The 19755-nt window shown below is 70.7% G+C and carries 21 protein-coding genes and 1 pseudogene; 16 read left to right on the top strand and 6 right to left on the bottom strand.

All coding sequences use genetic code 11. The features are described 5' to 3' along the window. Positions 1-226: 226 nt before the first annotated feature. Entirely contained in the window at positions 227-490 is a 264-nt protein-coding gene (locus tag ACWGH1_RS20030; protein WP_453354946.1) for a hypothetical protein, read from the bottom strand. 702 nt (positions 491-1192) lie between these two features. Here ACWGH1_RS20030 and ACWGH1_RS20025 point away from each other — a divergent pair. From ACWGH1_RS20025 to ACWGH1_RS19985, 9 genes and pseudogenes are all read left to right on the top strand, one after another. Next, entirely contained in the window at positions 1193-2620 is a 1428-nt protein-coding gene (locus ACWGH1_RS20025) for a DUF6777 domain-containing protein (protein ID WP_453354947.1), read from the top strand. 236 nt (positions 2621-2856) lie between these two features. After that, positions 2857-3801: an SDR family NAD(P)-dependent oxidoreductase gene (locus ACWGH1_RS20020; protein WP_453354948.1), complete on the top strand. Its 945-nt coding sequence runs from the start codon at positions 2857-2859 to the stop codon at positions 3799-3801. A 148-nt stretch (positions 3802-3949) separates the two neighbouring features. Beyond that, complete coding sequence (locus ACWGH1_RS20015) at positions 3950-4105, top strand: DUF6131 family protein (protein ID WP_453354949.1); 156 nt, start codon at positions 3950-3952, stop codon at positions 4103-4105. 217 nt (positions 4106-4322) lie between these two features. Beyond that, entirely contained in the window at positions 4323-4484 is a 162-nt protein-coding gene (locus tag ACWGH1_RS20010; RefSeq protein WP_046495796.1) for a hypothetical protein, read from the top strand. A gap of 549 nt (positions 4485-5033) precedes the next feature. Further along, complete coding sequence (locus tag ACWGH1_RS20005; protein WP_453408880.1) at positions 5034-6134, top strand: LLM class flavin-dependent oxidoreductase; 1101 nt, start codon at positions 5034-5036, stop codon at positions 6132-6134. Further along, a complete protein-coding gene (locus ACWGH1_RS20000) occupies positions 6131-6784 on the top strand; it encodes a CE1759 family FMN reductase (protein WP_453356945.1) in 654 nt (217 codons plus the stop codon). Before ACWGH1_RS20005 ends, ACWGH1_RS20000 begins: the two co-directional genes overlap by 4 nt. Before the next feature lie 145 nt (positions 6785-6929). Next, positions 6930-7535: a GOLPH3/VPS74 family protein gene (locus ACWGH1_RS19995; protein WP_453356946.1), complete on the top strand. Its 606-nt coding sequence runs from the start codon at positions 6930-6932 to the stop codon at positions 7533-7535. A gap of 252 nt (positions 7536-7787) precedes the next feature. Continuing rightward, positions 7788-8087: pseudogene (locus ACWGH1_RS19990) on the top strand (DUF1062 domain-containing protein); the annotation flags it as partial. Positions 8088-8467: 380 nt separating this feature from the next. Next, complete coding sequence (locus tag ACWGH1_RS19985; protein ID WP_453354297.1) at positions 8468-9154, top strand: HAD family hydrolase; 687 nt, start codon at positions 8468-8470, stop codon at positions 9152-9154. Positions 9155-9230: 76 nt separating this feature from the next. On the opposite strand, the gene ACWGH1_RS19980 is transcribed toward ACWGH1_RS19985, so the two are convergent. Then, complete coding sequence (locus ACWGH1_RS19980) at positions 9231-10469, bottom strand: PP2C family protein-serine/threonine phosphatase (protein ID WP_453354296.1); 1239 nt, start codon at positions 10467-10469, stop codon at positions 9231-9233. After that, positions 10466-10690 carry a hypothetical protein gene (locus ACWGH1_RS19975; protein WP_453354295.1) on the bottom strand — a complete coding sequence of 75 codons (225 nt, stop codon included), beginning with the start codon at positions 10688-10690 and terminating at the stop codon, positions 10466-10468. Before ACWGH1_RS19975 ends, ACWGH1_RS19980 begins: the two co-directional genes overlap by 4 nt. A gap of 580 nt (positions 10691-11270) precedes the next feature. On the opposite strand from ACWGH1_RS19975, the gene ACWGH1_RS19970 reads away from it, so the two are divergent. Continuing rightward, a complete protein-coding gene (locus ACWGH1_RS19970; RefSeq protein ID WP_453354294.1) occupies positions 11271-11624 on the top strand; it encodes a hypothetical protein in 354 nt (117 codons plus the stop codon). A 44-nt stretch (positions 11625-11668) separates the two neighbouring features. Here ACWGH1_RS19970 and ACWGH1_RS19965 read toward each other — a convergent pair whose 3' ends face one another. Beyond that, positions 11669-13276: a hypothetical protein gene (locus ACWGH1_RS19965; protein WP_453354293.1), complete on the bottom strand. Its 1608-nt coding sequence runs from the start codon at positions 13274-13276 to the stop codon at positions 11669-11671. 157 nt (positions 13277-13433) lie between these two features. Here ACWGH1_RS19965 and ACWGH1_RS19960 point away from each other — a divergent pair, with 157 nt between their 5' ends. Next, the gene (locus ACWGH1_RS19960) at positions 13434-13613 is read left to right on the top strand and encodes a DUF6193 family natural product biosynthesis protein (RefSeq protein WP_453354292.1); all 180 of its coding nucleotides are present in this window, start codon (positions 13434-13436) and stop codon (positions 13611-13613) included. A gap of 422 nt (positions 13614-14035) precedes the next feature. Here the strand turns inward: ACWGH1_RS19960 and ACWGH1_RS19955 are convergent, their stop codons facing one another. Then, positions 14036-14926, bottom strand: coding sequence for an alpha/beta fold hydrolase (locus ACWGH1_RS19955; RefSeq protein ID WP_453354291.1), 891 nt, complete (start codon positions 14924-14926; stop codon positions 14036-14038). Beyond that, positions 14923-15546 carry a TetR/AcrR family transcriptional regulator gene (locus tag ACWGH1_RS19950; RefSeq protein WP_453354290.1) on the bottom strand — a complete coding sequence of 208 codons (624 nt, stop codon included), beginning with the start codon at positions 15544-15546 and terminating at the stop codon, positions 14923-14925. The genes ACWGH1_RS19955 and ACWGH1_RS19950 overlap by 4 nt, the downstream gene beginning before the upstream one ends. 254 nt (positions 15547-15800) lie before the next feature. Here ACWGH1_RS19950 and ACWGH1_RS19945 point away from each other — a divergent pair, with 254 nt between their 5' ends. From ACWGH1_RS19945 to ACWGH1_RS19925, 5 genes are all read left to right on the top strand, one after another. Continuing rightward, on the top strand, positions 15801-16517 hold the full coding sequence (locus tag ACWGH1_RS19945; protein ID WP_453354289.1) for a hypothetical protein: 717 nt from the start codon (positions 15801-15803) through the stop codon (positions 16515-16517). 145 nt (positions 16518-16662) lie between these two features. Further along, positions 16663-17256 (top strand): hypothetical protein, encoded by a 594-nt coding sequence (locus ACWGH1_RS19940; RefSeq protein WP_453408864.1) that lies wholly within the window; start codon positions 16663-16665, stop codon positions 17254-17256. An 87-nt stretch (positions 17257-17343) separates the two neighbouring features. Further along, positions 17344-17772, top strand: a complete 429-nt coding sequence (locus tag ACWGH1_RS19935; RefSeq protein ID WP_453357420.1) for a hypothetical protein — start codon at positions 17344-17346, stop codon at positions 17770-17772. After that, entirely contained in the window at positions 17766-18026 is a 261-nt protein-coding gene (locus tag ACWGH1_RS19930; RefSeq protein WP_453357421.1) for a helix-turn-helix transcriptional regulator, read from the top strand. The genes ACWGH1_RS19935 and ACWGH1_RS19930 overlap by 7 nt, the downstream gene beginning before the upstream one ends. Next, the gene (locus ACWGH1_RS19925) at positions 18023-19015 is read left to right on the top strand and encodes an NAD(P)-dependent alcohol dehydrogenase (RefSeq protein ID WP_453357422.1); all 993 of its coding nucleotides are present in this window, start codon (positions 18023-18025) and stop codon (positions 19013-19015) included. Before ACWGH1_RS19930 ends, ACWGH1_RS19925 begins: the two co-directional genes overlap by 4 nt. Positions 19016-19755: the final 740 nt, after the last annotated feature.

The raw sequence follows: 19755 nt of genomic DNA, 5'->3' as shown, positions 1-19755 counted from the left end.
GGCGCGCCTCTTGGGCCGGGCTCCTGAGCGAGACTCCGGCAGGCGTGGGCAAGCTGCCGGAACGGCTGGACGCGCCTGAGAAGACCTCGGATCCTTTCCGAGGTCTTTTTCGTCAGGCCGCGAAAATCGACAGTCCGGCTGGGTGGCTCAACCAACGGTCTCGCCATCAGCCGGACTGCTGATCGCTGTCGGCGTCATCGGGCCGCAGCCCTCGCCGTCGCGCTCGTCAGTGGTGCTTGTTGTGGTGGTGGTGGTGATGGTGGTGGTGCTTGTGATGCTTGTCGTGGTCGTGCTCGTGGTCGTCGTGGTGCCTGTCGTGGGCCTGGACGGCGTTCACCACCGGTGTGGCGGGCATCGCGGACACCGTCGCGGCGGTGGCCGGGAGGATGGCGGCACCGGACAGCAGGGCGCCCGAGGCCAGAATCGTCGCGAGGCGGAAACCCCGCCTGTTGGGACGGGCGTCGTCGTTGCGGACTGTGTTGCGGATCATGAGTTTCTCCTAGCGGTGAGTGTGCGATTTCGGGTGAATCAATGGACCGTCTCCGGGGTGGCGATTCGATGAGGAAGAACGTCCCCGGTGAGGAATTCCGTCCTGTCGTTCTGCCTTTAGCCTTCCTGGCGAGGTCCGTGCTTCAAGTAAGCCCGCCGCGGCCCGGCAGGGTCATGTTCCGAGGACTCGGGACTTGACGCCGCAAAAAGGCTCGGGTAAACGCGGCGTGAAACCCGCGACCAGCGGTGTGCCTCCTCGACCGGCCTCCTGCCGAGACGGCCCCACCGGCGCCTGTCAAGTCCCGAGAAGTCGCGCCATGACGCGACCCGGGGCCACCGGCTTACTCAAAGACATGGGTCACCGCAGCGAGTGACCCCTCCGCGTCAGCCCGCTCCGGGACGCGGAGCCAATATGACCGAAGGAGTAGGCAATGCGGACGACCATCGTTTCCCCGACGTCCCACGACGAGGGGGGAGTGTCATGACCTCCCTGCCCCCTTCGTCGGATCGCCCCACCGGCCCCCCGTCCGGTCCGTTGTCCGCCCGGCCGACGATCGAGCAGCCACCTCCGCCCGGCCTTCCGCCACCAGCGGGACCACCCACGCCGCCAGCAGGGCCTCCGGGGCCGCCGACCGGCAGCGGCGCCCCGGCCCCCCGGTGGCGCTCGCGCAGAACCGTACTGAGTGCCGGCGCAGCGGTGGTGATGGCGACGGCGGTGGTCCTCGCCTTCACCGTCATGGGCGGCGACAAGGCGAGCGGGGGCGAGGTCTTCCTCCAGGCCACCTCGGCGGCCGGCCCCGATCCGTTCACTCCCTCGACGGCCACGCGGGCCGAGGAGAGCGAAGCCACGCCCGTTGTGGCCGGGGAGCCGAAGAGCGGCCGGAACGGTGTGCGAACCCTTGAGGTCAATGGCGCGCAACCGGGGCTGTACGGAGGAACACGGAACGTGGCGAGCTGCGACGTCGAGAGGCAGGTCCAGTTCCTGACGCAGCACACGGACAAGCGGAAGGCTTTCGCCGAACCCCTGGGCATCCGGCAGTCCGACGTCCCGTCCTACCTCCGGTCACTGACGCCCGTTCGGCTGGGCTGGGACACCCGGGTCACCAATCACGGGTACCGGAACGGCGCGACCACCAGATACCAGGCGGTCCTGCAGGCCGGCACCCCCGTCCTGGTGGACGACCGTGGCGTACCCCGTGTCCGCTGCGCCTGCGGCAACCCCCTGGCTCCCCCGGTCGCCGTCAAGGGCAAGCAGACGTACAGCGGCAGACAATGGTCGTCGTTCCGGTCCACCGACATCGTTGCGGTCAGGCCCGCCGAGAAGCCGGTGAAGACCGTCACGATGTTCGATCCGGACCGCAAGGGCTGGTACGAGCGCCCGAGCGGCGACGTGCAGGGCATGCATGACCACGAGACCGCCGGCCCCAAGGGCCAAAGGCCCGAGTCGCCGCACCCGCTCCTGCCCGCGCCGCATCGGGAACCAGTGGAGAAGTCCCCCGACGCGCACCGGGAGAAGGACCCGGGCAACGAGCCGGACCGGGGCCACAGCCCCGCGAAGGATCCGGGCAAGGACCAGGAGAACCGTCCTGGCAAGGAGGCGGGCCAGCGCCCCGCCCCGGAACCCGGCAAGGATTCCGGGAACCGGCCGGACGAGGAGCATCCCTCCGGCAGGAACCCCGGATACCAGCCGGACAAAGGTGAAAGCCCGGCGAAGGAGCCGACGAAGGACCGGGGGGACCGTCCCGGCACCGACCCCGGCCAGAGCCCTGCCCCGGAACCCGGCAAGGCCCCCGGAAATGAGCCCGGCAAGAACCAGGGCCCCGACCAGGAGCCGAACAAGGACCAGCGGGGCCGGCCGCGCCGGCCGGACAACGACAAGGGCCTGAGCCCTGCCCCGGAACCCGGCAAGGCCCCCGGGTACCAGCCCGACAAGAGCCAGCGCCCCGACAACAACCGGGGCTCCGACCCCGTCCAGGGCGGCGACAACAGCCAGAGCCCCGGCAAGAACCAGGGCCCCGGCAAGAACGAGAGTCCCGGCAAGGAGCCGGACAAGGCCCCGGGGAACCAGCCCGACAAGGACCCGGGCCAGAAGACCGGCGGTCAGCCCGGCCACGAGGAGCCGTCCGGCTGATCCTCGTTCGCGACGTCTTCCCGGAGGGCGTCCGTCGTCTCCGATGGGGTGAGGGCCATCCGGCGCAACGGCGCGCACCGGAGCGTAGGGGGCGTTGGACGGCACGTGTGACGTGTACGGCTGCGTCGGGTCGAACCGCACGCTCCCTGTGCCGATGCCCACTGCCGGGGCAGGGTGGGCGGTTGGCGTTGTCGGGGCAAGGAGGCCGCTCCGGCGCGTCGTCGGGGAGGGGCGGGGTGGACGAGGTCCGTTTCGATGACCGCGTTGTCGTGGTGACCGGTGGGGGCCGCGGGCTGGGCAGGGAGTACGCCGTGCTGCTCGCGGCGCGGGGCGTGAAGGTGGTCGTCAATGACCTGGGGACCGGGACCGACGGACGCGGGGCGTCGCCGTCGCCAGCGCACGCGGTGGCCGAGGAGATCAGGGCGGCGGGCGGGGAAGCGGTGGCCGACGTGCACGACGTCGCCACCACGGCCGGCGCCGAGGCGCTGGCAGGAGCCGCGCTGGAGCAGTGGGGCCGACTGGACGCCCTGATCAACAACGCGGGGATTTCGATCCTGCGCCCGTTGGGCGAACTCTCCGACGCGGAGTGCCGACGGGTGCTGGACACGCGTGTGGGCGGGACGCTGAGCATGCTGCGGGCCGTCTGGCCGCACATGGCCGCGGCCGGTTACGGGCGGATCGTCAACACGTGCTCCGACGCCCTGTGCGGCGACGGCGGGCTGAGCGTCTACGCCGCGGGGAAGGGCGCCATACTGGGGCTGACCACGTCGTCGGTCGCCGAGGGAGCCGCCGTCGGCATCAAGGTCAACGCGGTCGTTCCGATCGCCGCCACGCGCATGTCCCTGGAGGTGGTCCAGGGCGACGAACAGATGACCGCGCTCCTCGCGGACCTGTTCCCCGCCCGGCACGTCGCGTCCGTGGTCGCGGTCCTGGCCCACGAGACGGCTCCGTGCAGCGGGGAGCTCCTGCACGCGGCCGGCCGCCGTGCCGGCCGGATCTTCCTGGGTGCCACCGAAGGCGTCGTGTGGAAGGAGGACCCCACACCGGAGATGGTCCGCGACGACTTGCCGCGGATCCGCAGCACCGAGTCGTTCCGCACGCCGGGGAGCGTCAGCGAGTCCACCCTCAGGTCCTGCACACTTGCCCGGGCGCCGGGCCGCCGGGCCGGTCGGCGGTACTGAGCGCGGCCCCCGCCGCAGGCGGAATGCCGCGCGGACCACAGCGGGGTGATCATGTCAGCGCTGGGTATGCGCCTTGCGGAGGACGGAGCGCTGGGGCGGGGGAGCACTCCTGAACTGAAACCGTGACCCCACTAAATTGGAGGGCACCATGATCGTCCTCGGCGTCATCCTGCTCATCATCGGCTTCCTCACCAGCATCAGCATCCTGTGGACGATCGGCATCGTCCTCGTCGTCATCGGCATCGTCCTTTGGATCGTGGGCGCTCTCGGACACGCTGTCGGTGGCCGCAAGCACTACTGGTGAAGCTGGACTTCGGCGAGAACCTGTCGTCGGCTCGGTTCGGCCCGGGACCGGGCCGCGCCGAGCAGTCGCCGATCTTCTCCCGCTCCTGTGCAGGGGGCTCCAGGGCTCCGTCATGTCGGCGCATTCTCCTGCCCGCCCGGTGAAGTAAGAAACGCATAAGAATCGAATGCATGGGCGAGGTGCGGTCGGGCAGAAGGCGCTTCGGAGGTTGATAATCATGGTTCCCCTGCTTCTTGTTCTTCTGCTCGCCCTGATCCTCTTCGGCGCCGGTTTCGCGGTGAAGGTTCTCTGGTGGGTCGCCATCGCCGTGCTGGTCCTGTGGCTGATCGGCTTCGTGGCCCGCCCGAAGGGGGGGAGTGGCCGCTGGTACCGCTGGTAGCCGCAGGGCGGCTAGGCGGTGGCGAGAGGCAGGGCGGTGGCCCGCCGTTCCCCATTTCCGAGGGGCGGCGGGCCACCGCCCTTTCGTCGTCCCGGAGTCGCAGACACCGGCCGGTAACGGGTGAAAACGGATACGAGGGGTATCCGGCGCTAGCCGGGGCGGTCGTCGTGACGCAGCAGGGGGCCTGCTCACCTCCAATGATCGACGGCCGCCCCGGTCCGGCTGCCCAGTACGACGCCGGTGGCCGCGCGGACCGTCAGGCCGGAAGGCCGTCTGCGCTGGAGGCCGGCTCCGCTTCCTCCGCCGCGCCTTCGAGCCCCTCCAGAGGTCCCCGTTCTGACGTCACGCGGGATCTGAGTCGGCTCTCGAACGTCGATCACGTGCTCGTTGGCGTGTCGGCCCTCGGGTGGCGACGTCCGCACACCCGGCCGGCCCCTGGCGGCGCCCGGCCGAACGCGGCCACGGCTCCGCGCGCTCCCCGGGAATAGCCCGATCGAGCCGCTCGTTGGCGGGTGTAGTTGAAACATGAACAATCTTGGAAGGGGAGCCATGCAGTTCGGGATCTTCACCGTCGGCGACGTCACGGCCGATCCGACGACCGGACGTACACCCGGGGAGCACGAGCGCATCAAGGCGATGCTCGCCATCGCGCAGAAGGCAGAGGAGGTCGGCCTCGACGTCTTCGCCACCGGTGAGCACCACAACCCGCCGTTCGTCCCGTCCTCACCAACGACGATGCTCGGCTACATCGCCGCACGCACCGAGAACCTGATCCTCTCCACGTCGACGACGCTGATCACCACGAACGACCCGGTGAAGATCGCCGAGGACTTCGCGATGCTCCAGCACGTCGCGGACGGCCGCGTCGACGTGATGACGGGCCGCGGCAACACCGGTCCGGTCTACCCCTGGTTCGGCAAGGACATCCGCGACGGCATCGACCTCGCCATTGAGAACTACGCGCTGCTGCGCCGCCTGTGGGACGAGGACGTCGTCACCTGGAAGGGCAAGTTCCGCACGCCGCTGCAGTCCTTCACTTCGACCCCGCGCCCGCTGGACGGTGTCGCGCCCTTCGTGTGGCACGGTTCCATCCGCTCGCCCGAGATCGCCGAGCAGGCCGCGTACTACGGCGACGGCTTCTTCCACAACAACATCTTCTGGCCGTCCTCCCACACCGGGCAGATGGTGAACCTGTACCGGGAGCGGTACGCCCACTACGGGCACGGCACCCCCGAGCAAGCCATCGTCGGGCTCGGCGGTCAGGTGTTCATGCGCAAGAACTCGCAGGACGCGGTGCGCGAGTTCCGCCCGTACTTCGACAACGCGCCGGTGTACGGCCACGGCCCGTCCCTGGAGGAGTTCACCTCCCAGACGCCGCTGACCGTCGGCTCGCCCCAGGAGGTCATCGAGCGGACCCTGTCCTTCCGGGAGTACGCCGGTGACTACCAGCGCCAACTGTTCCTGATGGACCACGCGGGCCTGCCCCTGAAGACCGTGCTGGAGCAGCTCGACCTGCTCGGCGAGGAGGTCGTGCCGGTGCTGCGCAAGGAGTTCGCGAACCTGCGGCCGGCGGGAGTGCCGGACGCGCCGACGCACCCGGCCCGTGTGGCGGCGGCGCGGGAAACCTCGAAGGAGGAGATGCAGGCATGAAACTCGTGGTCGTTTCGGCGGGGCTCAGCTCGCCTTCCTCGACACGGCTGCTCGCCGACCGGCTGGCGGCCGCGACCCTGGGGCACGTGGACGCCGAGCCCGAAGTGATCGAACTGCGGGACCTGGCGACGGAGATCGCCCAGCACTTCGTCACCGGGTTCCCGCCCGCCCGACTGGCCGCAGCGCTCGACTCGGTGGCGGCCGCGGACGGCCTGATCGCCGTGACACCCGTCTTCGCGGCGTCCTACAGCGGCCTGTTCAAGTCGTTCTTCGACGTCATCGACAACGACGCCCTCACCGGGAAGCCGGTGCTCCTCGGCGCGACCGGCGGCACCGCCCGGCACTCCCTGGTCACCGAACACGCTCTGCGCCCGTTGTTCTCCTACCTCCGCGCGCTCGTCCTGCCGACGGCGGTGTACGCGGCCTCGGAGGACTGGGGCGAGGAAGGACTGGCGCAGCGGATCGCCCGTGCGGGCGCGGAACTGGCTCGCTTCATGGGACGCGCCGCTCGGGACGCCGCTCCCGATGCCGACACCGCTGCCGCGGTCGCACCCCGTTCGCTGACCGGGGCGATCACCTCGGTGGATCCGGCAGCCGGCTTCCCGACGACGTCATTCGAACGGCGGCTGGCAGCGCTGGGGGCCGAGTAGCCACGGTCTGTCTGCTGCGACAGGCCCGACGGCCCGGGCGGAGGCGATACTGGTTGTGACAGTCACGTCGTCGCCGAACCGGCTCCGGATGCGGGTCCGGCCGGTGGGGACGCGCCTTTGCCGGTGTCTGTGAGGGGAGCCGTTCATGACCACGGCGAAAGACCTGTTCATCACTGCCATGGACACGGGGCCGGAGCATGCCGTGGGACAGGGCGACCTGTCGCTCGCACTCGCGGGAGCCGAGCTGATCGATCTCATCGGTGCGGGAGCCGTCACCGTGGACGGCGACCGCATCGTGCCGGGCGGCCCGCCGATGCCGGGCGATCGGCTCCTCGACGAGGCGGCGGCACGGCTCACTCGGGAACCGCCTTACGAGCGGATCGAGGACTGGCTGTGGCGCCGGGGCCGGGACCTCTCGGCGGCGTACCAGGCCGCACTGGAGGAGGACGGCGAGCTGACGCGGAAGCGAAGCGGGCGGCTGTCCTTCGGCCCCGAACGCGTGGAACCGGTCGACACGCCCAGCCGCCGCCGGGCAGCCGACCGCTGGGCGGAGAAGGAACCCGTCCTCGCCGCCCTTGCCGCGGTCGTGGGCATCGACGGCGGACGATCCGACGACGAGCCCGGCCTCGATGACGAGGCGGTGACGACCGTGGTGGCCGCCGTCCACGACGCGGTGATGGAGCTGGAGGCCGTGTACCAGCGGCGGACCATCGAGAAGGCGGCCTTCGCCAACCTCTGGCGCGGCCCGTGAGCCGGATCCGCGGTCGAGACCGACGGCGGGGATGACCGCCCGCCCGGCCGTCGGGAAGTACCCGCGGACCGACTCGTTTCGGCATTCCCACCCGCGACCTGCCGTGTCGCGGGGTGGCGGTCGAGCGAACTCCCGCCGGTGGCAAGGGGGTACGGCGAGCGGGTCTGCGTCTTCCACGGCACCGTCATCGTCGCCGCGACGTGGCTGCGGCTCTCCCGTCGTCCGTCTTCCGCCCGCCGGGAGCCGGCACTTGGCCTGGCAGCGGAGCTGCTCCAGGATCCGGTCGTGCGGCGCCGCAATCGCATCGCCCTCGACTGGGACGGCGCCTGGCGCCTCGGCACCGCCGGATCGGACCGCCTGGACCGAGAGGTGATCGACGTCTCGGTCCGCTTTGCGGCACCGATCCCCGTCCGGCCGGTACGCCTCATCGCCGAAGGCTGCGGTCTCTCGCGGGCCGAGGTCGAGAGGCTGATCACGGAGGGGAAGCTCGTTTCGGCAGTCCGGCTGAGCGGCAAGCTCTCCGGCGACTTCGCCTTCACGCTCAAGCGCTGAGCCCTCATCAGGCCCCGCGGCCTGTCCGGCGAACAGAAACCGCCGGACAGGCCCCAAGGGCAGCTCCACGACGACCGGCGGCGGGAGCGCCGGAGAGCCGGCAGTCACGGCGAGATCGACTCGGACGCCGGCAGTGGCGTCCGCGGCCGGCCCCCTGTGCAGGTCAGCGTTACCAAGGAGCGTCCGGCACAGGAGCATTGCCTCGGTTCGCTCCACGTTGAGGATCTCTCGCACAGCGTGCCAAGTCGACTCGGATCCAGAGGGGCTGATCTCGGCTGACCCTGGACCGGGTTCGCTGTCAAACGCCCCGAATGGCTGGCACAGCGACTGCGGCCACTCGCGCAGAATGCCTGTTCAGGGCCTGATGACATGATCGAGGCGTGATCAGTGAACCCGGCCGTTCCCGTGCGATGAGGTATGTCCTGTTCGATGTCGATGGCACGTTGATCGATGCGGTGGCCAATCAGCGCCTGGTTTGGCGCGCGTGGGCTGAGCGGTACGGGCTGGACCCTGATGAGGTCTACCGTGTGGCGCTGCGGACGCGGCCGCTGGAGACGTTCGCGCAGGTTGCCCCGGACCGGGACCCTCGGAAGTGCCTCGCGGTACTGCACGAGCTGGAGGACGAGGACGTCCGTGCCGGCGCATATACGGCCTTCGACGGTGCCTCGGAGTTGCTGGATGCCCTGCAGCTCGGGGCCTGGGCGCTGGTGACCTCGAACTACGAGCACCGGGTACGGGGACGTTTCGCGAGGACAGGATTGCCGGTCCCGGAGGTTGTCGTGGATGCGGCCGCGGTGGAGGAAGGCAAGCCGTCGCCGGTGCCGTATCTGGAGGCCGCCGCGCGACTTGGTGCCCGACCGGAGGACTGCCTGGTCATCGAGGACGCCCCCGCCGGGGTGCAGTCCGGGTTGCGTGCCGGGATGACGGTGTGGGGCGTCAACACTCCCGCGGCCGTCGATGGCACGCATCGTCACTTCGCCAGCCTGCGCGAAGCAGTCCCTGGCATTCTCGCCTTCGCGTCCGAGTCCCGCCCTCACCGGCTGCCGGAAGCAACCACATCGGAATGATCCTGCTGTGGCTGGGGTGGTCACGGTGCTGGAGCCGTCCTGGATGGTCCCGTTCACCCTGTCGGCCGCTGTGTGCTCAGAGGCGGAGGATGACCAGGGCGGTGTCGTCGGTGATGCCGGCGGGCGGGATCAGGTCTCTCAGGAGGGCATCGGCGAGCTGGTCGGGGTCGGCGGTGCGGTGGCGGATGAGGGAGTCGGCGAGCCGGTGGAGGCCTGTGTCGATGTCCTCGTGGCGGCGCTCGATGAGTCCGTCGGTGTAGAGGGCGAGAGTGGAGCCGGTGGTGAAGGCGGCCCGGCACTGGGGGCGGGGTACGTGTTCGGGGCGGGCTCCGAGTGGGGGGTCGGTAGCCTGGTCCAGGAACGTCACGGTGCCGTCCGGGTGGCAGAGCAGGGGCGGCGGGTGACCGGCGCTGCTGTACGTGAGCGTGTGGCCGGCCCAGTCGACGAAGACCGAAACGGCGGTGGCGGACTCCGCGCCGTCGACATGGCGGGCGTACAGACCGAGAACTTCAAGGGCCTGGGCGGGCCCGGCTGCCACCCGGGAGGCGGCGGACAGGGCGCTGCGGAGCTGGCCCATGACGCCGGCGGCTTGCAGGCCGTGGCCGACGACGTCACCGACGGCGACGGCGGTGTGGTCGCGGTGGGGCAGGTCGGTCAGGTCGATCAGGTCGTACCAGTCCCCGCACACGTTGAGGGAGCCGGTGGCGGGCCGGTAGCGCACCGCTGCGCGGTGGCCGAGCGGGCCGGGCGCGGGCAGCATCGCCTGCTGGAGGTGGAGTGCGACTTCGCGTTCGCGTGCGTGGGCCTCGCGCAGGCGCTGGTTGAGGTCCTGGAGTTCCCGGGCGCGGGTGTAGAGCTCCGCCTCCAGGACACGGGTACCGTCGCTCCCGCTCCGGGTGCTGCGGGCGCGGATGAGTTCGGTGACCTCCTCCACCCGGTGGAGGATCAGTGCCACGGCGCCGTCCGGAGCGAGCACGGGGACGTTGACCGGACTCCAGTACCGCTCCTGCCATTCCCCCGGCCGGTCGGTGCCCTCGACGTCGTAGCGCTGGAGCGCCATGCTGTCGCTCTCACCGGTGGCGGCGACCCTGCGCAGGGAGGCGTGCAGGTTGTGCATGCCGCTCGCGGCCGGGTCGCCGGGATTGTCGGGGAAGACGTCGAACATGTAGCGGCCGATCACCTGCTCCCGAGTGCGGCCCGACAGCGACAAGTAGGCCTCGTTGGCGTCGGCGAACACCAGGTCCGTGCTGAGCAGGGCGACGGCGCCCGGCAAGGCGTGAAAGACCGCCTCGTAGTCGATGTCGGAGGCGCTCACACTCCACCTTCCCGGCGTGGGGCGTCGTGGTCCGCGAGTGCGTTCTCCCGCAGGTCCGGTGTGGCGCGGAGGGTGCTGGTGAACCGTGCGCCGTGGCGGTTGCCCAGGAAGGGCGCCGAGGCTCCGTGGGGTCCCGAGAGCGCCGAGGCCGACGAGCGCCGTGAGGGCGCCCCGTATCCGACGACCACAACCCCGGCGACCACGACGGCGCAGCCGTTCATCAGCACTCCTCACAGCGGGCACTCGTCGTCGCCGGAGCGATCGCGCCACGGGAGGCAGCAGGGTGCCGGGTGTCCCGGCGATGCCGTCCTGCCTCGCCCGGGGATGCGGAGTACGACCTTATGGCGCCGGCGGCCAGGCCCACGGTAACCCCGCTCCGAACGCGCTCAGCTCGGCCCGGTCGGCCCAACGAGCGGCGGTCGCACCGGGCAGGGCGAGGACGCCGGCGCGGGAGGCGCATGGCCCCCACGCCCGGGGCTCAACCCAAGGCCCCACGACCGTGCGTCTGACGTGCTGGGGAACCCAGGTATGTGACCCCAACGGCTGTACCGATGGGCCCACCGACGCCAATTGCACCGGATGCGAATAGACGATTCGAGCCGACTTGAGGTCAAGGTCCTCCCGTGCCTGCCTGCGGACGCGCGGGCATCGATCTCCCGCTCTACGTCTTGAGCGGCTCATGTGCTTGCCGGGGAGGTCGAACTCGTCGACGATGCTCCAAGGCCCCGGCCGTCCGGATTCCACCGGTCCCGGTCAGGGCATCGGAGAACAGGGGAGACAGTGACAAGGAACAGCAATCCAGTGAAGCGCTCCACAGCGGCGGCGGCACTCATACCGCTGCTCGTACTCGTCGGGCTGCTGCTGGGCCCTGCGGCAACCGCTACGGCGGCCGTTGCGGCCACCGCCCGGCAGGCTCCCGCCGCAGCGGCCCTCCCGCAGCACGGTCTCTCCGCCGGCGCCGGCGCCAGTATGGCGAGCGGTCTCCACGCGCCGACGTCGTCCCAGGTCAAGGCCACCACCGGGAACAAGAAGAGCAAGAAGAGCAAGAAGAAGGGCGGGCTCTTCAAGAAGCTCCTGATCGTCGTGGTCGTCGTCATCGTGCTGCTCGTGGTCCTGTACGGGGTCCGCCGAGCTCTGAGCCGCAGGTCCGGCTAAGAGGGCAGCCGCGCTGGCTTGATCAGGCGGCTGGCGCCTCTCGGCTATGGCTGACCGCTGACCCAGCTCAGCTTGTGTGCGTAGAGCACCCGCTGGCAGTAGTCCGTCCCCGCCGGGTCGGCGGGGTCGCGGTTCGCCGTACAGTCGGACGCCTCGCCGGGGCGGTGTTCGGAGAGGGACCACAACCGCCCCGTGCCCCGCTCGACGTACAGGTCCTCGGCGCCCCGGGCGGTCTTCACGGCCCGTCCGTCCTGGACCAGTTGGCCGTTGCTCCACTTGTAGCGCCACAGGTTGCCCGGTTCGTCCGTGCCCCTGGACTCGTTCACGTACAGCGTGCCGTTGTACGCCGCCGCGCCCTGGGCGCCGCCGTTGGGCATCGGCAGGTAGTTGGACCAGCCTTCGGCGGAAACGTCGGCCGAGCGCCCCTCCAAGGCCGAGACCGGGTAGGAGGCGATGCGGCCGGTGGAAGGGTAGCCGCTCTCCGGACGGCAGTACTCGCCCATGACGAGGCGGTCCGGGACGGTGCTGCGGTCCAGCGAGATGTACGAGGCCTTGGGGGCGCCGGTGGAGACGCAGGCGTAGGAGCCCTGCGGGTTGCTCTGCGTCGCCTTGAACTTCCACGCGGCCACCTGCGGCATCACGTACCGGTAACCGAAGCTGTACCAGACGTTGTCGTGCCTGCCGACCTTCGTCTTGTCCTCGGTGTTGGAGGTGGTCCGCACCCCGTCGGTGTCGGCGCCCATCGCGTCGTGCGTGCTCGGGTCGCCGTCCGGGTCCAGGTCCGTGATCTGGCGCATGTCGAAGACGCGCAGTCCGTTGCGGGTGTCCGCGACGTAGAGGTAGTTGCCGTACCAGACGATACCGCCGGCGTGGACGCCCTTCTGGACGGGGTACTCGGACGCGTGCAGGCCGTCGAAGGAGACGTGGTCAGCGGAGTTCACGTACGTCCAGCCCAGAAGGACGTGCCGGTACTTGACCTCGGGGCTGCCGGTGGCCGGGTTGGTCCGGCTCTGCACGAAGGTGATCCGGACGCCCTTCTGGTTGCAGGCGTCGTTGGCCTCCAGTTCGGCGGTGGTGCAGTCGCCGGTCGACGGGTTCGGGTCGTTCTCCCGGCCCGGGTCCCAGCCGTCGTAGGAGGCGAACAGCTGGACGTTCCCGGCGTTGCCCCACAGTTCGTTGTCCTTCGCGTCAGAGACGCCGGTGAAACCCTGGGGCACCCACTCCTGTGAGACGGAGTCGTCGCTCTGCAGGCAGTACTTGATGTCGGGGTCGGGGGCGGTGCCGAAGGAATCACGGGAGCACCACGGCTGCGCGGTGCGGTTGGCGCCGGCCAGCAGGTTCTGCACTCCCGACGTGGGCAGCACGGATTCCAGACGGGTGACCCGCCGGGTGGTCTCGGCGTTCAGTTCGCCCGGGGACACCGTGAAGTCACCGGCCGGGGCCGGGCCGCCCGGAGCGGTCAACGCGTGGGCGGTGAACGGCGTGGGGCTGCTCTCGGCCGCACGGGGCTCCTGGATCCAGGACGCCGGTACGTCGGGCGGAAGGTCGTCCGCCTGTGCCAATGCCTGAGCCGGTGCCGCAAGGCCGCTGAACGCGAGCGCGGCAGCGGCGAACGCCGTTTGCCAGGAGCGACGTGTTCGTCTTGTGGGCATGTGGCGGTTTCCTCCGCTGCTCGTGCGACAGGCAAGTCGAACGGAGGGTTCCAGAACCCCTGTGCGCGACGCAAGCTTGATCGATCCGCCAAGTGGCGGACTCAGCAAGGGGTTTGTTGTCGATTGAGGGAAGCCCCCATGGCCCCAGCGGTCGTCGATGGCCTCTGGCGGGTCAGCTGCCCGAGCCGGGAATCGGCTGCTCGGCCACCATCAGGAGCCGTGCCCACTGCGCCGGGCCGGCGCTGCGCGACGCGCCCTCTACCCGTTCACCAGTCACTGGGCGCTGCGGTTCTCGACCACCGTCCGCCCCAGCCCGCCGTCACCGGACCGGGCCTGACCGCCGGCAGCGACGGCATGTTCGGGGTGGGCCGGGCTTCATCGCTGCGGACCTGGGCCGGTCAGCCCGGCACGAGTGGCCGTTGCACGGGCAGTGCACCTGCCGGCTTCCGGCCCCGGCCCAAGCGACCTCGGCCGATGACGCGGGGGCCGGCGGACCGGGCCTCGTCGTCAGCCTGCGCCCGGGCCTTCGAGAGGGTGCCGGCTTCGCCTGAGGCGCTGCTCCGCCGTCCTGCCGACCGGGCTCTGCCGGTCCTCCTTCCTCCGGCATGCCTTGCCGCGCCTGTCCTCGTGGTACGGCTGCGCTCCGGTCACCGGTCAGCTCGTCGACCCGCTCGGCGATGGCCTCCGGAGCCGAGGGACGCCCCTGCGTCTCCACGGCCGCCAGTACCTCCGCTTCGCCAGGAACGGCGTGCGGCGTACTCACCGCCCGTCCGCACCGCTTGTCCCTTCCCGGCGCCTCGCGGTTTCCAGGAACGGGACGATCGCGTCGAGGAAGTGCTCGTTGCGATCGCCGACCACCATGTGTCCGGCGCCGGCCACATCGACGCGCCGGGCGAGGGGAACCCTGTCGCAGAACTGGTCGGCAACGTCTTCGCGCACCACGTCGCTGATCCCGCCTCGCACGAGCAGGATCGGTACGCCGGCGTGGCGCGCGGCGTCGAGGAGACGTTCCGCCATGCCCGGTGGGTCCATCCGGCCCTCGAAGCTGTCCAGCATCCGGGGGTCCCAGTGCCAGACCCAGCGGTCGCCGTGGCGCCGCAGGTTGTGCCGCATCCCCTCGGGACCGGACGGAGGGGTGCGGTGCGACAGGTACGCGGTCACCACCGCGGCCGCTTCCCGCACGTCGGCGAATCCGTCCGGGTGGCCGCGCATGAACGCGGCGATCCGGTCGGACCCGTGGGGATCCGGCCGATGGGCGACGTCGACGAGCACCAGGGCGCGGATCGCCGCCTCGGGCGTCTCTCCGGCGGCCAGCAGCGAACTCAGGCCGCCGAGCGAGGCACCGATGACCACCGGCCGCTCGCCGAGTTCCGCGACGATCGCCCGGACGTCGTCGGCGAACAGGCCGAGGCCGTAGTCACCATCCGCCGACCACCCGCTGGTGCCGTGCCCCCGTAGGTCCGGGGCGATGACCCGCCACCCCAGCGCGGCCAGCCGCGGTCCGGTCCGGTCCCAGGCGTGCCGCGTCTGGCCGCCGCCGTGCAGCAGGACGAGCGGGGGAGCGGAAGCCTCTCCCCACACGTCCGCCGCGAGCCGGATCCCGCCGTGGCCCGTGAAGTTCCGCGACCGGGGCGGGTCGCCGGCATTCATACCGTGCCCCCGGTCCGCAGGGGCGCCAGCAACCGGTCGCGGTAGGGGTCGGCGGCCGCTGCGGCGAGTACGACGTCCAGCGCGAACAGCGCCCGCGCCAGGAACCGGTCGTCATCGATCAGGGCGGCGACCCACTGGTGCAGTGCGCCCACGCACGAGGCGCCGACCACGGCGGCCAACGCGTCGGTGTCGACGTCGGCCCGCAGGATGCCCTGTGTCCGGGCGTCCGCCATCGCCCGCCGGAGCTGGGCGAGCGGACTGCGGGCGAGTACGAGGCCGCTCTCCTGCCACCCGCGCACCATGCGACGCGACACGATCGGGTCACGCACGAACAACTCGACGGTCGACCTGACGACGTCCCGCGGTTCGCCGGCTCCCAGCGCGGCCAGTTGGTCCTCCAGCTCATCCGTGAACCCGTCGGCGAGCGCCTCCCAGATCTTCTCGCGCGGCCCGAGCAGGTTGTACACGGTGGCGGGGGAGACCTCTGCCCGCTCGGCGATCCGCTCGGTACTGAGAACCGAATCCGGGTGTTCCCGCAGGAGTTCGCGCGTCGCGTCGAGGATCCGCAACCGCCTCCGCGCCTTGTGCCGCTCACGCAGCCCCTCTCCGGCTGTCCGCATGCGACCACGCCCCTCCGCTGGAATTTAGAGATGCCTCTAAAAACAGAGTTGCCTCCATAGTGGGTTCGGCAAACCTCCCCGGATGCGCCCCCGGTGGGTGGCGTCGATGGGACCGGACGGGCAACGCTCGCCGGCCGAGCTGCGAGACGGGCGGCCGCTCATGGCCTCCAGTCATGGACGATCCGCGCTTCTCCGCATGCAAGGGGACTTTTCGGGCACGGGGCGGGTTGCCGTGCCAAAGGATGGAGACCAGCGTGAGGACGCAAGACGGGTGCCGCGAGACCGAGGCCGCCGCGCGGCTGGGGGTGCCGGAGGCGGCATTACGGTGGGCCGTTCACATCGGAGCGGTACCGGCCCCGGACGCGGGACCGGGGGAGTGGTCGCGGGCCGCGGTGGAGGCGATGGACGCCGAAGCGATCCGCGCCCGCCTGCCGTACGCGTTGTCCGGGGCGGAGACCGCCGACCGGCTGGCCCAGGCGCTGGGCACGCCGAATCCGCCCGGCGGCCCGGCCAGGGTGAGTGTGGCGACCGTACGCGAGATGGTGGCGGCCGGATTCCTGGTCGACCTGTCCGACGTCCCGGACCGGCCGCTGTTCCAGCCCGACCAGGTGGCGGACCTGGCCGGACGCGCGGACCTGGACCGGCTGATTGCCGACGCCGCCCTGCTGGGCCCGGAGCAGTGCGCCGCCCGCCTCCGGGTGCGCCGGACGGACTTCGACCACCTGGTACGGCTGGGCTGGATCACCTGTGCCCAGCAGGTGAAAGCGAAGTTCGGTGCGGCCCGGGGCGGCACCGTACGGATCCCGCTCTACCGGAGCGCGGATGTCGACCGGATCCCCACCGACCACCCGGAGGTGGACTGGCCGGCCGTGCGCGCCGTCGGCAAGGGCCGGCGCTCCCCGTTCGCCGAGCTGGCCGCCCCGTCCTCGCCGGCCCCTGACGCGGCCCGTGCGTCCCGGGGAGCTCGATGACCCGTGTCCCCTTCTCCGGGAAGGCCGGTCGGTGCTGTGCTCCGTTCGCACCAGGCCCGATGGCAGTCCGCCGGCCGATGGGCGACGGTGGTCAAGGCGCCGGCCGCTTCGCCGGTGCCTCTTCCGCCTGGGCGAGGGAGCCGTCATGTCCGATCGTCACACGACGCTGCGCAGCCTCCACGAGCTGGGACTCGCCGCCTGGTTCGGCGGATCCCTGATGGGCGCGGTCAGCCTGAACGGCGCCGCCCGCGACGAAGGCGGGACCTGGGCCACCTCCGCGAGGATCGCAAGTGCCGGCTGGGCGAAGTGGACGCCCGTCAACGCCGCGGCGATCGCCGCGCACCTCTTCGGTTCCGGCGGCCTGCTCGCCGCGAACGCGCCGCGCGTCGCCGCCCAGCAGGGCGTCGCCGCCTCCACCCTCGCCAAGACCGTCCTGACCGGCGCCGCCCTCGCGGCCACCGCCTACAGCCGCGTCCTGGGCAAGAAGATCGAACTCGCCGCCTCCGCCGATCCGCACGACGCCGAAAAGGCGGCCAAACACCCCATCGACACCGACAAGGCACAACGCCACCTGGCGTACCTGCAGTGGGCCGTCCCCGCTCTGACCGGCGGCCTGGTCATCCTCAATGCCCTCCACGGCGAACAACAGCGCCCCGCAGAACAACTCCACGGCGTGTGGCAGCGAGCCCGCTCCCTCACCCCGCACCTGCCCAGCACGGACTGGCGCCTCCCCCACTGACCCGACGCTTAAGTAAAGAATCCTTGACACCATGTCGAAGATGGCTGACACTCCGAATGTCTGGTTTTCTTGACATGGGGAGCGGGAGTGGCAGTCGAAGAGAAACGTGCCTGGAGCATGCTGGTGATCGCGGCCGGGTCGTACGCGGCATATCTGTGGGTGGTGTTGGGACGCTCCACGGCAGCCGAACTGTCCCAGGCGCCCTACGTCGCCACCCTGCTGTGGACGATCGGGCTGTCGATCGCCGCGTCGATCGCCGCCCATACCGCCATCGCCGCCTCCACCCCGCACGAGGCACACACCAAAGACCAGCGAGACCGGGAAATCCACCGCTTCGGCGACTACGTGGGCCAGGGGTTCGTCGTCATCGGAGGGATCGCCGGCCTGGTCCTGGCAATGGCCGAGGCCGAGCCCTTCTGGATCGCCAACGCCATCTTCCTCGCCTTCGTCCTGTCGTCGGTGCTCGGCTCGGCGGTCAAGGTCATCTCCTACCGGTTCGGTTTCCACCCGTGGTGAAGCCGACGAGGGTCACCAACACCATTCGGGCCCAGCGGTTCGCCCGCGGTGAGATGACCCAGGCAGAACTCGCCCGCCGGATCGGCGTCAGCCGCCAGACGGTCATCGCGATCGAACAGGGCCGCTACTCACCGTCCTTGGAAATGGCCTTCCAGATCGCCCGGACGTTCGGGGTCCCCCTGGAAAGCGTCTTCCAGTACGCGGCCCGGCCCACCGGCCCGGACGAAGCCGGCAACGAGGGAGACACCCGATGAGAGCCATCGTCCACGACGTCTACGGATCCACCGACGTCCTGCGCCTCGACGAAATCGACCAGCCCGTACCCGGCCGGGGCCAAGTGCTGCTGCGGGTTCACGCGGCCGGCGTGGACCAGGGCGTCTGGCACCTGATGGCCGGCATGCCCTACGCGATCCGCGCCGCGGGCTTCGGCTTGCGCGCGCCGAAGCAGCGCGTGCGCGGCATGGACGTCGCCGGCCGCGTCGAGGCCGTCGGGCCGGGCGTCACCCGCTTCCGCCCGGGTGACGAGGCGTACGGCACCTGTGCCGGCTCCTTCGCGGAATACGCCTGCGCGGACGAGGACGAGCTGGCCCTGCGGCCGGCCCGGCTGACCCCCGAACAGGCGGCGGCCGTCACGGTCTCCGCGCGCACCGCGCTCCAGGCCCTGCGCCTCGGCCGGCTGGAGCCCGGCCACCGGGTCCTGGTCATCGGTGCCGCCGGCGGAGTCGGAACCTATGCACTCCAACTCGCCAAAGCCCTCGGGGCCGCCCACGTCACGGCCGTCTGTAGCGGCCCCAAGGCGGACCTGGTCCGCTCCCTGGGCGCCGACGACGTCATCGACTACACGCACGAGGACCCGACCGACAGCACCCACCGCTACGACCTCGTCCTGGACATCGCGGGAAACCGTCCCCTGGCCCGACTGCGCCGGATCCTGACTCCCCGGGGGAACCTGGTCCTCGTCGGTGGCGAAACCGGCGGCCGCTGGACCGGTGGAACCCAACGCCAGCTCTGGGCCCTCTTGCTGTCCCCCTTCGTCCGCCACCGCCTGCGGGTGCTGGCCTCCGTTCCCCGCCCCGAGGACCTGCACGCACTCCGGGAACTCATCGAATCCGGCGCCCTCACCCCGGCCGTCGACCGCACGTACCCACTGGCGGAAGTCCCGCGGGCTATAGACCGTCTGCGGGCAGGCCAGGCCCGCGGCAAGATCGTCATCCGGGTCCGTCCCGCACCCTCCACCGGCTGAAGGGGAGCAGCACCGCCCGCCCGCCCGGGCACTCCGTGCTACTGCGGGACCGTGCCGGCCCACCTGCCCGGTGCTCGTGCCCGGCCCCTGGCCGGCCACCCGGCGAGTGCCGGGTGGCCCGACTGCTCCCCGTCTCTGTTCGACTCCGATTACCTCTCCGTCGAACAGGCAAAAATCTGCGTCGGTCGGAGTAGACATTGGGCCGTGGTGTGGTTATGGTTTCTCTCGTAACGGGAAGTCAGAAGGGCCTGGCAGAGATGAAACTGCCGGGCAGCAGTACCCGCGAGTGCAGGTACCGCAGTGGAGTCAGTGAGCAGTACCCCTGGTGAAGGCGTCGGCTGCGGGCGCGCGCACCGGGAAGTCCGGCAGTGGGGTTCCAAGCCAGAGCAGACGCAGGACGGGCGACGGGGCTGGCTGCCGGAGAAGTGGCGCTGTCACAGGCCACTGAGCAGTTCGCATCACCAGCAGTAGGCAGTTCCCGTAGGTAGGTAGTTGATCAAGAGGGAAGAACGGAGGAACGAGCGCCATCAGGATCGCCCGGGCGTACGCGTTGAGCCCGGGTACCGCAGGACATCGATAGTGAGGTGGTCTCCGGTCAAGCAACCGCGATCCCCGCGCCCCCGACAGCATCACGGTCGGGCATGCGGAAACAGGGAGCCGGCGCAGTATCAGGGCCGGCAGATGGTGTAGCAGTTCCTTCGGGGCCCTGGTGCCGTACGGCACCAGGGCCCCTCCACGCG

Source organism: Streptomyces sp. NPDC054883 (assembly GCF_053610645.1).
This window is presented reverse-complemented; position numbering and strand designations above follow the sequence as displayed.